The following is a 13,202-nucleotide window of genomic DNA, read 5'->3' as shown; positions in this document are numbered from 1 at the left end:
GTGTGGATGACCTGACAAAGCGGGGCGCAAATAAGGTCTATCATTAGAGAGGTTTACTTACCCGGGAGGCAAAATGATGAACAAGGTTGCTCAATTTTACCGTGAACTGGTCGCCACATTGACAGAACGTCTGCGGAATGGTGAGCGTGATATTGATGCGCTCGTCGAGCATGCACGCGTTAAGGTGATGCAGACGGGTGAGTTAACGCGCACCGAAGTGGAAGAGGTGACCCGCGCGGTTCGCCGCGATCTGGAAGAGTTCGCCCGTAGCTATGGCGAGAGCCAGGAGGAGGCCACCGACAGCGTATTTATGCGGGTGATCAAAGAGAGCCTCTGGCAGGAGCTGGCGGACATTACCGATAAAACCCAGCTGGAGTGGCGTGAGGTCTTTCAGGATCTGAACCACCACGGGGTGTATCACAGCGGTGAGGTTGTCGGGCTGGGGAATCTGGTGTGCGAGAACTGCCATTTCCACATGGCGATTTATACACCGGAGATGCTGCCGGTCTGTCCTAAATGCGGCCACGATCAGTTCCAGCGTCGGCCATTTGAACCCTGAGCATAAACGCAACGATGCGCGAGGTGCGCATCGTTGCGTTTTGGCACTTATTGCGCGCGCTTTATCTCGACAGAGTTAAAGTGCTGCGTGCCGCCCATCTCACTGGCGCTGTTATGCGATGAAGTCAGTACCAGTCTGGAGGCTGACAGGGTGCCTTTATCGCAGGTTTTCAGATTAAATAATCCGCAGCGATAGCCGCCATTCTCAACTTTATTTGCCGTGATATTGAGCGTATCGTCGGCTCTAATCGTGCCGCGGTTGGTAAACCGGGCGTTTTTCGTGTTTAAGGTCATGTTTTTTAACGCGTGAATGGACCCCTCATTCCATAATTCCTGCCCCGAGTTGAGCGTGATGTCGTTGGCGTAAAGGGTGCCCGCGTTCTTGAGGGTCTGATTATTTATTTCAATTGACGGGGCGGTGATATCGCCAAGGTTGGTGAGGTTGTTAACGTTAGCCGTGAACTTATTCCATACCTCAGTGTTGGCTGTCGCCGTCTGCCCGAACATGCCATTGGTCTGCACAATGAGATCGCCCTTTGAAAGCAACTGACCTTCGTTGATGATTGAGCCATTGCTGATGGCATCTTGTGCCTGATTAACGGACTGGATGATCACATTATCATAACCGTACAGGTTGCCGGTAATCTGCATCGCGCTGCCTGAGAAATTCACGCGTACGTTTTGGCCGCTAATGGATCCGCCGTTGAGAACGTTATTCAGCACATTAATGTTAGTATTACCGTTGGAAGAGAGAGTAGAACCATAGTGGGTAATGAGGTTGCCGTAAGCCGTCAACTCCAGCCCTTCCTGGCCTTTAATGTTACCCTTATTCTCCACGCTCCCATAGTTGGACAATATCAACTGTTTGGTCGAGGTGATATTGCCACTGTTAAGCAGATGATTCATACCGCGAATCAGCGTATTGTTTTTGGTGCTAATGTTCCCCGTGTTCTGCAGAACGCCAGCTGAAACCACCTGAGTGGCAAAGCCATTGCTGTTGATAGTGCCTTCGTTCACCAGCGCGCCGTTGCTGGCCATTGCCAGGCTGGTATTCGCAACGATAGTGCCCTTGTTACGCACGCCAAAACCCAGGTTATTACCCATCATGGTAATGGAGTTGGCGCGGACCCCGCCGAAGTTAGCGATATCAATGCTGTAGACCGGATTGTTTAGCTGATCTTCGGTGGCCTGTTTCCGATGGGAGGTTACCACATCGGTTTTTCCATCCATGGTGAAATTGCCCGCGCTCAGATAGGCGTTGCTGGCGTCCAGGGTGCCGGTGAGCTTAATGGCGTCCGCCAGCAGCATGACATAACTGTTTTCGGCGTACATGCCATTGCCGTTGATAGTGACGTTGCCTTTCGTCACGTCATAGCTGCCAATGGCGCCGTTTTCAGCCAGATTCACTTTACCGGTGGTCAGAATGGCTTTATTGGTGTTAATGAAGCTACAGCCTGAACAGGTAATGCCGTTCGGGTTAGCGACAATGACATCGGCTTTTTGGCCCGACACTTCCATAAAACCGGCAAGGAGACTGGCTTTATTTGAGACCACTTCATTGAGGATCACCGATGCCGCAGCGCCATCCAGGTTACTGTTTTTTGCGATGTCGCCATATTTGCTGTGCGTAGCATCTGCCAGGTTGTTATTGAAGATAACGCCTTTGCTGTCAACGTTAAATTCATTATAAATATTATGAGACACACCCGCCTTGTTGGGCTTTTCAATATCGATGACTTTAGGCCCATTTCCCAATTTATAGGTGTTTGGCTCAGCCATGACCACGGATGAACTCAGCGCGGCGGCAAGCGCTACGTAGATGATTTTCATTTTAAACATATTATTTATTCCTTTAAATAGAAGTACTCTGTAGAATTAACGCGAGATTGCTGTATATGTGGCGATTAAAACCTCCATTTTAATGACATGCCTAAATTCAGTGCGTCGCTATGGAAATTATCCGGCTTGACCAGTGGGGTCGCGACGAAGAGATCGTATTGCGTCAGATATTTTTCACCCCGAAGCCCTATTACCGCGCCTGATAATACTTTTCCATTATAATAATTCGGGCTGCCAATGATTCGGCCAATATCTAAACCCAGGTAAAGCTGCTGGTTCGGGTCGGGAAGATCCCAGATGAAATCGTTACGCCAGTACCATCCCTGATGGCCGGAAAGGGTGTTTTCACCGTCGAAACCGCGTACCGTCCAGCGGTTGCCGATATTGAACTGATTGTCGGAAGAGAGGATATCCGGTGAAAATTGCGCGCGAATCTGCGGGGAATAGCTAAATTTATCCCCTGTCAGATCGAATTTCAGTAATGCCTGGATCTCGGCATGGAGTACGCGTGAGAACTTGCTGTAAAGGTTAGCTTTCTCCTCCGGGGTCGGCGTGGAGCGTAGCCACGCCAGGCTGCGCTGAATGCCCAGGCTGGCATCGACCACTTTGCGGTCGAAATAACGCTGATGACGCAGGGTCATTTCCCATCCCGGATTCTGTTTGCGCATGACCTCGATTTCGGTTCCGCCTAAAAAGTAGCTCGACCGGCTTTTAAATATCCGGCCCTCAAGCGTCGTTTTCTGCTGGCGTGTGTGGGAAAGCAGACGAGAGAGCGTGGCGCTGTAATAGCGATTTTTCGAGATGTACTCGCTTGTAGTCCAGTATCCTTTGAAAAGCTGGCGATATTCGCTGTATGCGCCGTAGAGCGCTAACGCCCAGTAGCCAAAGGGGACGGAATAGTAAAGGCTGCCGTTGTGGTTGCCATCTTTGCGCTGGTTGAATTCAACATCACCGCCAGCCGAGAGATAGAAAATGTCGTTCAGACGGGTGATGTCATACAGATAGAGGGCCGCGCCGCCCAGATAGCGGCCGCTGGCGCGGCTGCCTGAGTCGTCCAGCCATGCACCTGCCTGCCACTTTTTTCCCAGTTGACGCGTTAAAGAAATGTCGGTTTCCGCGTGGTGCTCCCCCGGAATAAGCTGCATATGGGCTGAGGAACCTGGAAGACGTTGCAGGTTGGCCATGCCTTGCTCCAGATCGGATAAGCGCAGGGTATCGCCGGAAGAGAAAGGCAAAGTGTTCCAGAGTGCCGTCGTCGCTTTTGTCCCGGGCTGAAAAGCAATTTTCCCGATTGTCCCGTAGGTCAGAATCAGGTGCAGGACACCCCCTTCCAGGGATTGCTGCGGTACGTTGATTAACGAGGTGATATATCCCTTTACCAACAACTCGTTCTGCATGGTATTAGAGAGCAGGCGGATGCCTTTAATACCGAGGCATTTATTCACCCCCTGCCTGGTGATTTTACCCAGCAGCCTGTTGGTTAATTTTTCATCGTCAGATTCAATAATGATTTTACTTATATTTTTGCAGATTGCTTCGTTTGGAAAATTGATAATCCCCGGGCGACTATTTTCACGCGTGGAGGAATGTTCCTGTTCCTGCGGCGTCAGCGCGGAATAACGGGCTTTATCCTGCTCAATTTGGTTAGCGGTGCCGCTTGAAACACTGGCTTCAGCGAGCGGGCAGACTGCGAGTAAAATTAACAGGCTGGAAAGCAGCCTGTTTTTATTAATTAGCATGAAGCAACATCCATTTTGTTTCATTTAATCTGTTGGGGCGCCAGTCCATAAATGTGAGAATCATTCTCAGGATTTATCTGCGGCATGCATAGTTTCAGTGCCGAATGCCGCGAATGCAAATTATGTATATTTTTAGCAAAGCTAATCCTTTTTATTTATTTTAAATGAGCAGGGCTGGTTTTTTCTGAAAAGGGCTGGATAATATCCAGAATTTGTCTTTTCCACCACTCTCAACTATCTCAAGAAAGCATGAATTCATTATTTTCAGCTTTGCTTTTATATATTTTACGGAGAATTATTTGCAGGATAAATGGAAAAAGCGCCCGCCCGGGGTCGGGCGCCGGTCAATTAACGTGAATAAAATGTCAGTTTCTCTGCCAGTAAATCAACAAACGCCTGGCGATCGATATCCAGCATAATGTCGGTATTAGGCGTATTGCCGCTGAGGAAGTAGTAATCGACCACGGTCATTCCCTGGGTATATTTGCCCTGCGTTTCAACCCCAACCCAGCGTTTAGCGGTATTGAAGATCTCTGGTTTTAACAGCCAGGCGATAGTGCAGGGATCGTGCAGCGGTGCCCCCTGGAAACCCCATTTCTCGGTTTTATGGTACTCCATAAAGAAGTCGAGCAGCTCCGCCACGGTGGTTGCCACCGGGTTGCCGATCCGGCGAAAACGTTCGATATCCTCCGCCATAATTTGCGCCTGATGCGTCACATCCAGCCCGGCCATGACCACCGGAATGCCGGACTGAAAGACGATCTCGGCCGCCTCGGGGTCAACAAAGATGTTGAATTCCGCCGCAGGCGTCCAGTTACCCAGCCCCATCGCACCACCCAAGATCACAATCCGGGCGATTTTCGCATGCAGTTCAGGGTGGCCATTCAGCAGCAGGGCGACGTTGGTTTGCGGACCGGTAGAGACCAGCGTCACCGGTTCTGTGCTTTCGCGCAGTACGTTTGCCATCAGCTCCACTGCCGTACAATCCTGCGGCGCAAAATCTGGCTCGGGCAGGGCAGGGCCGTCAAGCCCACTTTCCCCGTGTACATTGTCGGCAATGATCAGATCGCGCATCAGGGGCTTAATCGCGCCGCCTGCCACCGGAATATCGCCGCGTTTCAGCAGGGTCAGCATGCGCAGCACATTGCGCAGGGTTTTGTCAGGGGTCTGGTTACCGGCAGAAGAGGTTACAGCCTTGAGCTCAAGCTCGGGTGAGGCGAGGGCAAGGACGAGTGCTATCGCGTCATCATGACCCGGATCGCAATCGAGGATAATGGGCAGTGCCATAGAAATCTCCATTTCTCAGTGTTGTTTGGCGACAAGGCTAACGCTGAAGGCAGAGGCAGACGAGATAAAGAGATAAAAAGCGTGAAGCGGTGCGCAATCTGAGCGATTGCGCACCGGGGAGATTAATGCAGGATCTTGGCGAGGAAGTCTTTAGCGCGTTCAGACTGCGGGTTATTAAAGAACTCCTCTTTCGCGGAGTCCTCGACGATTTTCCCCTCATCCATAAAGATCACGCGGTTTGCGACTTTACGCGCAAAGCCCATTTCGTGCGTGACCACCATCATGGTCATTCCTTCCTGCGCCAGTTGCACCATAACATCCAGCACTTCATTGATCATCTCCGGATCAAGGGCGGAGGTCGGCTCATCAAAGAGCATCGCGACGGGATCCATACAGAGCGCACGGGCAATCGCCACGCGCTGCTGCTGGCCGCCGGACAGCTGCGCCGGGAATTTATCGGCATGGGCGGAGAGGCCCACGCGCTCCAGCAGTTTCAGCCCTTTCTCACGTGCGGCCGCCTTATCGCGCTTGAGGACTTTGACCTGCGCCAGGGTCAGGTTCTCAATGATCGACAGATGCGGGAAGAGTTCAAAGTGCTGGAACACCATCCCGACGTTGGAACGCAGCTTCGCCAGATTGGTCTTCTTGTCATTCACCCTGGTGCCGTTGACGATGATCTCACCCTGCTGCACCGGCTCAAGACCGTTCACGGTTTTAATCAGCGTGGATTTACCCGAGCCGGATGGCCCGCACACCACTACCACTTCGCCCTTTTTCACTTCCGTGGAGCAGTCGGTCAGCACCTGAAAGTGCCCATACCATTTAGAAACATTTTTCAGGGAAATCATTACACTGTCCTTTTCTTCAGCCAGCTGACCAACAGCGACGCGCTTAAACTAATTGCAAAATAGACCGCACCTGCGAACAGGATCATCTCAACCTGGGTACCATCGCGCTCGCCGATGGTAGAGGCGGTACGGAAGAAGTCTGCCAGGCTCAATACATAAACCAGCGAGGTATCCTGGAACAGCACGATACCCTGGGTGAGCAGCAGCGGAACCATGGCGCGGAACGCCTGCGGCAGAATGATGAGCTTCATCGACTGCCAGTGGGTCATGCCTAACGCCAGCGCAGCGCTGGACTGCCCGCGGGAGATACTCTGGATCCCGGCACGAATAATTTCTGAATAGTAAGCCGCCTCAAACATGGAGAAGGCCACCATTGCCGAGATTAAACGGATATCGGATTTCGGCGACAGGCCTAAAACGTTCTGCAGGAACCCAGGAACGATCAGATAGAACCACAGCAGCACCATCACCAGCGGGATAGAACGGAAAACGTTCACGTAAGCGGTCGCAAACCAGGCCACAGGCTTAAAGCTCGACAGACGCATTACCGCCAGCAGGGTACCCCAGACAATCCCGACAATCACCGCCGTCAGGGTGATCTTCAGCGTGATGATCAGGCCATCGATCAGGTAGGGCATGGAGGGAACAATAGAGCTCCAGTCAAATTCGTACATTATTTGCCCCCCAGGTTGCCCGGCAGGCGAACTTTACGTTCAACCAGGTTCATCACCAGCATAATGACAGCATTAATCAATACATAGGCCAGGGTAATGGCGGTGAAGGATTCCCACGCATGGGCGGAATAATCCAGCAGTTTGCCCGCCTGCGCGGCCATATCCACCAGACCGATGGTCGAGGCGATGGCCGAGTTTTTCACCAGGTTCATCATCTCCGACGTCATCGGCGGCACAATCACGCGGTAGGCATTTGGCAGCAGGACGTAGCGGTAAGCCTGCGGCAGGGTAAGACCCATCGCCAGCGCCGCATTTTTTTGTCCACGTGGCAGAGACTGGATCGCCGCACGCACCTGCTCGCAGACGCGGGCGGCGGTGAACAGGCCCAGACAGAGCATCGAGGAGACGAAGAACTGCACGTTTGGATCCAGTTCCGATTTGAACCACATGCCGATATCTTCCGGCAGCAGTTCCGGGATGACCAGATACCAGGTAAAGAACTGCACGATTAACGGAACGTTACGGAACAGTTCGACGTAGCAGGTGCCAATGGAAGAGAGAAAACGGTTAGGCACGGTACGCAAAATACCGAACAACGAGCCGACAAGAAACGCAATAATCCAGGCGGTGATCGACAGCGCGACCGTGACCTGAAAACCGCTCCACAGCCAGCCAAGATAGGTGGTGTTGCCGAACGGGGCTTGCTGCAGGAAAATGCCCCAGTTCCAGTCAATTGACATAGTAAACTCCAGAAAAAAAAGGGTAGCAGCGCTACCCTCGAAGATTGGTGAGAAGCTTTAATATTCGCGCTGAGTGGGGAACGACCACTCAGCGTTTAGTCTGTCCGCGCTTCCCGACAATCGAGAGGGCAGGAGAACCCGCCCCTTAGTGGTTCTAATTAGTTAAGTGCCTTGTCATTCGGTTCTTTAAACAGTGCTTTCATATCGTCAGACAGTTCAAAGTTCATGTTGAGATTTTTTGGTGGGATTGGGTTTTTAAACCACTTATCGAACCATTTCTCTGCTTCACCGGAGGTCTGAACCTGAGCGATGGTGTCGTCGACGAGTTTCTTAAACTCCGCGTCGTCTTTACGCATCATGCAGCCGTAGGCCTCTTTTGATTGCGCCGTGCCAACGATTTCCCAGTTATCCGGTTTCTTCGCTTTAGCGCGTTCACCGGCCAGCAGAGCATCGTCCATCATAAACGCGACGGCGCGGCCGCTTTCCAGAGTACGGAAAGAGTCACCGTGGTCTTTGGCGCTGATGATACGCATGTCCATTTTCTTCTCTTCATTCAGCTTGTGCAGCAGAACTTCAGAGGTCGTCCCGGAGGTCACAACCACCGCTTTGCCTTTCAGATCGGCGAAGTCTTTAATATCGCCGCCTTTTTTGGTCAGCAGACGGGTACCCACCACGAAGATGGTGTCGGAGAAGGCAGCCTGTTTCTGACGCTCAAGGTTGTTGGTGGTGGAGCCACACTCAAAATCAAAGGTGCCGTTTTGCAGCAGTGGAATACGGTTTTGTGAAGTGATTGGGATCAGCTTCACTTCCAGATCCGGTTTGTTGAGCTTTTTCTTCACCGCGTCGACGATCGCGTTGGAGTAAGCCTGTGAGTAGCCCACGACTTTTTGCGTGTTGTCGTAGTATGAGAACGGAACAGACGATTCACGGTGGCCGACCACAATCACGCCGTTTTTCGCGATTTTTTCCAGGGTACCGCCTGCTGCCGGAGCAGCATCTTCAGCGTGAACGACGCCTGCGGACAATCCCATCACCAGCATTGCTGTGGCCAGTTTACGTAATTGCATATCCAACTCCTTTATTATCAGCGCCAGAGACGCATTGATATTCGGTGTGATGTTGTTATAGCTCGCGCGATACGAGTGCAGTGTTATACCTGTTTGTTAACATTTAGTTTGGCTTAATGTAAAGATTTTGCTGCGTTATTGTTTATTTTTGCGAAGCGCGCCGCACCATTCAGAGGCATAAATCTTTCGTTGCACCGTTTCGGTGCTACCGGTGAGCTACCCTGGTGCGACCGGGTTGCACAGTAAGCCAAATCGCGTTTACGTAAATAGATAAAGCAATCGCCGTGCCAGAGTTGTGTCGCAGTGAGAATTGCCGGATGGCGGCTTCGCCTTACCCGGCCTGCAAGATCGTAGGCCCGGCAAGCGTAGCGCCGCCGGGCAAAGAGGGGGAGGGGACTACTTGCGGCGCTGGCGCAGGCTCATCAGCACGGCGCCAAAACCGAACAGCGCGGTGAGGATCCACAGGGGCCAGTTGCCGGTGCGGGCGTAAGGCGTCAGCCCGGTCGTCGGCGTGACTTTTGTGGTCAGCACGTCGCGGGTGAACTGCGGCAGCATGGCCTGAATTTCACCCTGCGGACCAATCACGGCGGTAATGCCGTTGTTGGTGCTGCGCAGCAGAGGGCGCGCCAGCTCCAGGGAGCGCATCCGCGCCATCTGGAAATGCTGCCATGGGCCGATCGACTTACCGAACCAGGCATCGTTGGAGATGGTCAGCAGATAGTCGGTGTTCGGGCGGAAATTATCCCGCACCTGCTCACCGAGGATGATCTCGTAGCAAATGGCGGCGGTCAGTAAAAAGCCGTGGGCGCTCAGCTGAGGCTGAACGTAGGCGCCCCGGCTAAAGGAGGACATCGGCAGATCGAAAAACGGTGCCAGCGGACGCAGAATCGACTCCAGCGGCACAAACTCACCAAAAGGCACCAGGTGATTCTTGTTGTAGCGGTTCGTCGACTCATAGCTGTAGGGATTGTCTTTTCCCAGCGTGATAATGGTGTTGTAAGTGTCGTAACGGTTCTGCTTGTTCAGCCGCGCGTCAACGATCCCGGTGATCAGCGTGGAGTTTCGCGCCCGCAACAGATCGTCCATCATGGTCAGAAAACGCTGCTGGTTGATCTCCAGATCCGGGATTGCCGACTCAGGCCAGATAATCAGCTGGGATTTGCCCATCTCTTTCTGGGTGGCATCCAGATAAATTTTCAGGGTGTTGATCAACTGACCTTCATCCCATTTCAGCGACTGGGGAATATTACCCTGCACCATCGACACCTGGGTGGCGCGTTCCGGCTCAAGGGTAAACCACTGGATATAACGCAGCGGGAAAGGCAGGGCAAAAAGCACCACAGCCATGACCAGCGCTCGCCCGTTGCGCTGCACCAACGCCAGCACCAGCAGGCCGCTTACCACCATCAGCAGGAAGTTGATCGCCTCGACGCCCATCACCGGCGCCAGGCCCTTTAGCGGGCCATCTATCTGGCTGTAGCCGAACTGCAGCCACGGAAAGCCGGTCAGCACCCAGCCGCGCAGGAACTCGGTAATTTGCCAGACCACCGGGGCGGCAATCGCCACCCGCAGCCAGCTGGTTTTTGGCCACAAGCGGGAGAGGATCCCGGCAAACAGACCCGTGTAGAGCGAGAGGTACGCCGCCAGCAGCACCACGAGGAAAACATTCACCGGGCCTGGCATGCCGCCAAACTGGGCAATACTGACGTAAACCCAGTTAATACCGGAGCCAAACAGGCCCAGCCCCCAGAAATAGCCAATCGCCGCCGCCTGAACAGGGCGTCGGTTAAGGGTCAGCCCCTGGAGTCCCATCAGAGAAAGGAGGGCCGCTGGCCAGAAGTCATAAGGGGAAAAAGCCAGCGTACCGCTGGCTCCGAGGATCAGCGCCAGCAGCAGACGCGTGCGCTGGCGTTCAAGCAAGGGGGCAAATGCCATTTAAATCAATCATCCAGTGTGGGTTGCGGAGCATTGTCCGGCATTCTGACATGAACCTGAATAATACGTCGACTGTCGGCCATCGCCACCTTGAACTGATAGCCGTCAATTTCCACGGTTTCGCCACGCGCCGGCAGGTGACCAAACGCCTGCATCACCAGCCCGCCGATGGTATCTACCTCTTCGTCGCTGAAATGCGTGCCGAAGGTGTCATTGAAATCTTCGATTGGGGCGAGCGCACGCACGGTCCAGGTGTGGCGGCTCAACTGACGGAAGTCGATATCCTCTTCTTCGTCATATTCATCTTCAATTTCGCCAACAATCAGCTCAAGAATATCTTCGATGGTGACCAGGCCCGAAACACCGCCAAATTCATCGATAACAATCGCCATGTGGTAGCGCTGAGAGCGGAACTCTTTCAGCATGCGATCGACCCGCTTACTTTCCGGGACCACTACCGCCTGACGTAACACTTTTTCCATGCTGAAGGCTTCGGCATCGCTGCGCATAAACGGCAGCAGATCCTTGGCCATCAAAATTCCTTCAATGTGGTCTTTGTCTTCGCTGATCACCGGGAAACGTGAGTGAGCGGATTCGATAATGACATCGAGGCACTCATCCAGGGTCTGGTTGCGTTTCAGGGTAATCATCTGCGAACGGGGGATCATGATATCGCGAACGCGCTGGTCGGCGATGTCCATTACCCCTTCAAGCATCTCGCGCGTATCTTCATCGATAAGCTCGTTCTGCCCGGAGTCACGGATAAGCTCCAGAAGGTCATCACGGTTTTTAGGTTCACCGTGGAACAGCTGGCTCAGAAGGAGGGAGAAAAATCCTTTTTTGCTGTTTGGTGTGTCGCTACTGTGTGAATTGTCGTCGCTCATGGCGTTTGTTAAGGGTTCTCATGTTGGTCTGTTGACTGCCGTCGCGGACTTTTGTCATACGCAACGGCACATTATGCCAGTAAGGCGCAAACGCGCCCTACAGACTACTCTTTCTCGGCAATGTACGGATCCTCATAGCCCAGAGCAAGCATTATCTCTGTCTCAAGGGATTCCATCTCTTCCGCTTCGTCATCTTCAATGTGGTCGTAGCCCAGCAGATGCAGGCTGCCGTGCACCACCATGTGCGCCCAGTGGGCCTCGAGGGGCTTCTGCTGCTCCTTCGCTTCCTGCTCAACCACCTGGCGGCAGATGATCAGATCGCCAAGCAGCGGCATTTCGATACCCGGTGGGGCTTCGAACGGGAAAGAGAGCACGTTGGTCGGCTTATCTTTCCCGCGGTAGGTCAGGTTCAGGTCGTGGCTTTCTGCTTCATCCACCAGGCGAATCGTGACTTCTGACTCCTCCTGAAACTGCGGGATGACGGCATTCAGCCACGCCTGGAACTGGCTCTCTTCCGGCAGGCCGGCGTTATCTTCACAGGCCAGCTGTAAATCGAGGATCACCTGACTCATTTCTGCTCTTGCTCCTGGGCTTCGCGTTTACGTTCCGCGGCCTGTTCTGCTTTACGTTTTTGATCTGCGGCTTCCCATGCTTCATACGCCGTGACGATGCGGGCAACCACCGGGTGGCGCACCACGTCTTCACTGTGGAAGAAGTTGAAGCTGATTTCGTCCACTTCGGACAGGACTTCAATAGCGTGACGCAGACCCGACTTGGTGCTGCGTGGCAGGTCAACCTGGGTGATATCGCCGGTGATCACCGCTTTGGAGTTAAAGCCAATACGGGTCAGGAACATCTTCATCTGTTCGATGGTGGTGTTCTGGCTCTCATCCAGGATGATGAACGCATCGTTCAGGGTACGGCCACGCATATAGGCCAGCGGAGCCACTTCGATGACGTTACGTTCAATCAGTTTTTCGACCTTCTCAAAGCCAAGCATCTCAAACAGCGCATCGTACAGCGGGCGCAGGTAAGGATCGACCTTCTGGCTCAGATCGCCAGGCAGGAAGCCCAGCTTCTCGCCCGCTTCAACGGCCGGACGGGTGAGCAGAATGCGGCGGATCTCCTGGCGCTCAAGGGCATCCACGGCAGCAGCCACCGCAAGGTAGGTTTTACCAGTACCTGCCGGGCCGACACCGAAGGTGATGTCATGATCGAGGATATTGGCGATGTACTGCGCCTGGTTTGGCGTGCGCGGCTTAATGACGCCACGCTTGGTCTGAATGTGGATAGCCTTGTCGAATTCCGGCACGCTCTCCGCGCTCTGCTCCAGCACTCGCGATTCTTTGATCGCCAGATGGATCTGTTCCGGCTCAATATCCTGAGTTTCACCGCGCATCGGCGCGGTATCAACGTACAGACTACGGAGAATATCCGCAGCGGCATTGACGCAAATGGCGCGTCCGGTGAGTTTGAACTGGTTATCGCGACGATTAATCTCGATACCCAGACGTCGCTCCAGATGTTTGATGTTGTCATCAAACGGCCCGCACAGGCTCAGCAGGCGAGCGTTGTCTGCTGGCTCAAGGGTAATTTCACGTGTGTCTATATTCAAACCGTTCCTCTTAATG

Annotated in this window: 12 protein-coding genes; 1 reads left to right on the top strand and 11 read right to left on the bottom strand. The window is 53.4% G+C overall.

The window, feature by feature from the left end; genetic code table 11:
* Nucleotides 1–76: 76 nt before the first annotated feature.
* The gene (locus ACOKCT_RS03350; protein ID WP_103181043.1) at nucleotides 77–559 is read left to right on the top strand and encodes a zinc ribbon-containing protein; all 483 of its coding nucleotides are present in this window, start codon (nucleotides 77–79) and stop codon (nucleotides 557–559) included.
* Nucleotides 560–606: 47 nt separating this feature from the next.
* Here ACOKCT_RS03350 and ACOKCT_RS03345 read toward each other — a convergent pair whose 3' ends face one another.
* The 11 genes from ACOKCT_RS03345 to ACOKCT_RS03295 all read right to left on the bottom strand — a co-directional run bounded on the left by ACOKCT_RS03345 (nucleotide 607) and on the right by ACOKCT_RS03295 (nucleotide 13,186).
* On the bottom strand, nucleotides 607–2,397 hold the full coding sequence (locus tag ACOKCT_RS03345; RefSeq protein WP_420193150.1) for a filamentous hemagglutinin N-terminal domain-containing protein: 1,791 nt from the start codon (nucleotides 2,395–2,397) through the stop codon (nucleotides 607–609).
* Nucleotides 2,398–2,462: 65 nt separating this feature from the next.
* The gene (locus ACOKCT_RS03340; RefSeq protein WP_420193149.1) at nucleotides 2,463–4,136 is read right to left on the bottom strand and encodes a ShlB/FhaC/HecB family hemolysin secretion/activation protein; all 1,674 of its coding nucleotides are present in this window, start codon (nucleotides 4,134–4,136) and stop codon (nucleotides 2,463–2,465) included.
* A gap of 348 nt (nucleotides 4,137–4,484) precedes the next feature.
* Nucleotides 4,485–5,423: a pyrimidine-specific ribonucleoside hydrolase RihA gene (gene rihA, locus ACOKCT_RS03335; RefSeq protein WP_420193148.1), complete on the bottom strand. Its 939-nt coding sequence runs from the start codon at nucleotides 5,421–5,423 to the stop codon at nucleotides 4,485–4,487.
* Nucleotides 5,424–5,545: 122 nt separating this feature from the next.
* Nucleotides 5,546–6,271, bottom strand: a complete 726-nt coding sequence (locus ACOKCT_RS03330) for an amino acid ABC transporter ATP-binding protein (protein WP_103178677.1) — start codon at nucleotides 6,269–6,271, stop codon at nucleotides 5,546–5,548.
* A complete protein-coding gene (gltK, locus tag ACOKCT_RS03325; RefSeq protein ID WP_103178678.1) occupies nucleotides 6,271–6,945 on the bottom strand; it encodes a glutamate/aspartate ABC transporter permease GltK in 675 nt (224 codons plus the stop codon). Before gltK ends, ACOKCT_RS03330 begins: the two co-directional genes overlap by 1 nt.
* Nucleotides 6,945–7,685 (bottom strand): glutamate/aspartate ABC transporter permease GltJ, encoded by a 741-nt coding sequence (gene gltJ / locus ACOKCT_RS03320; RefSeq protein WP_103178679.1) that lies wholly within the window; start codon nucleotides 7,683–7,685, stop codon nucleotides 6,945–6,947. Before gltJ ends, gltK begins: the two co-directional genes overlap by 1 nt.
* Before the next feature lie 158 nt (nucleotides 7,686–7,843).
* Nucleotides 7,844–8,752: an amino acid ABC transporter substrate-binding protein gene (locus ACOKCT_RS03315; protein ID WP_168192006.1), complete on the bottom strand. Its 909-nt coding sequence runs from the start codon at nucleotides 8,750–8,752 to the stop codon at nucleotides 7,844–7,846.
* Between the two features lie 396 nt (nucleotides 8,753–9,148).
* The gene (lnt, locus tag ACOKCT_RS03310) at nucleotides 9,149–10,687 is read right to left on the bottom strand and encodes an apolipoprotein N-acyltransferase (RefSeq protein ID WP_103178681.1); all 1,539 of its coding nucleotides are present in this window, start codon (nucleotides 10,685–10,687) and stop codon (nucleotides 9,149–9,151) included.
* A 5-nt stretch (nucleotides 10,688–10,692) separates the two neighbouring features.
* Nucleotides 10,693–11,571 carry a CNNM family magnesium/cobalt transport protein CorC gene (corC, locus tag ACOKCT_RS03305; RefSeq protein WP_103178682.1) on the bottom strand — a complete coding sequence of 293 codons (879 nt, stop codon included), beginning with the start codon at nucleotides 11,569–11,571 and terminating at the stop codon, nucleotides 10,693–10,695.
* Nucleotides 11,572–11,675: 104 nt separating this feature from the next.
* Complete coding sequence (gene ybeY, locus ACOKCT_RS03300) at nucleotides 11,676–12,143, bottom strand: rRNA maturation RNase YbeY (RefSeq protein ID WP_103178683.1); 468 nt, start codon at nucleotides 12,141–12,143, stop codon at nucleotides 11,676–11,678.
* A complete protein-coding gene (locus tag ACOKCT_RS03295) occupies nucleotides 12,140–13,186 on the bottom strand; it encodes a PhoH family protein (protein ID WP_420193147.1) in 1,047 nt (348 codons plus the stop codon). Before ACOKCT_RS03295 ends, ybeY begins: the two co-directional genes overlap by 4 nt.
* Nucleotides 13,187–13,202 lie beyond the last annotated feature (16 nt).

Source organism: Leclercia sp. M-A074-M (assembly GCF_965195605.1).
Taxonomy (GTDB): Bacteria; Pseudomonadota; Gammaproteobacteria; order Enterobacterales; family Enterobacteriaceae; genus Enterobacter.
Note: the sequence above shows the minus strand (reverse complement) of the source record. Positions and strands in the feature narration are given on the sequence as shown.

Coding starts and splice junctions, on each gene's coding strand:
- ACOKCT_RS03330 (WP_103178677.1), bottom strand. CDS start 6,271: ATGATTTCCCTGAAAAATGTTTCTAAATGGTATGGGCACTTTCAGGTG.
- ACOKCT_RS03345 (WP_420193150.1), bottom strand. CDS start 2,397: ATGTTTAAAATGAAAATCATCTACGTAGCGCTTGCCGCCGCGCTGAGT.
- ybeY (WP_103178683.1), bottom strand. CDS start 12,143: ATGAGTCAGGTGATCCTCGATTTACAGCTGGCCTGTGAAGATAACGCC.
- rihA (WP_420193148.1), bottom strand. CDS start 5,423: ATGGCACTGCCCATTATCCTCGATTGCGATCCGGGTCATGATGACGCG.
- corC (WP_103178682.1), bottom strand. CDS start 11,571: ATGAGCGACGACAATTCACACAGTAGCGACACACCAAACAGCAAAAAA.
- lnt (WP_103178681.1), bottom strand. CDS start 10,687: ATGGCATTTGCCCCCTTGCTTGAACGCCAGCGCACGCGTCTGCTGCTG.
- gltJ (WP_103178679.1), bottom strand. CDS start 7,685: ATGTCAATTGACTGGAACTGGGGCATTTTCCTGCAGCAAGCCCCGTTC.
- ACOKCT_RS03340 (WP_420193149.1), bottom strand. CDS start 4,136: ATGCTAATTAATAAAAACAGGCTGCTTTCCAGCCTGTTAATTTTACTC.
- ACOKCT_RS03315 (WP_168192006.1), bottom strand. CDS start 8,752: ATGCAATTACGTAAACTGGCCACAGCAATGCTGGTGATGGGATTGTCC.
- gltK (WP_103178678.1), bottom strand. CDS start 6,945: ATGTACGAATTTGACTGGAGCTCTATTGTTCCCTCCATGCCCTACCTG.
- ACOKCT_RS03350 (WP_103181043.1), top strand. CDS start 77: ATGAACAAGGTTGCTCAATTTTACCGTGAACTGGTCGCCACATTGACA.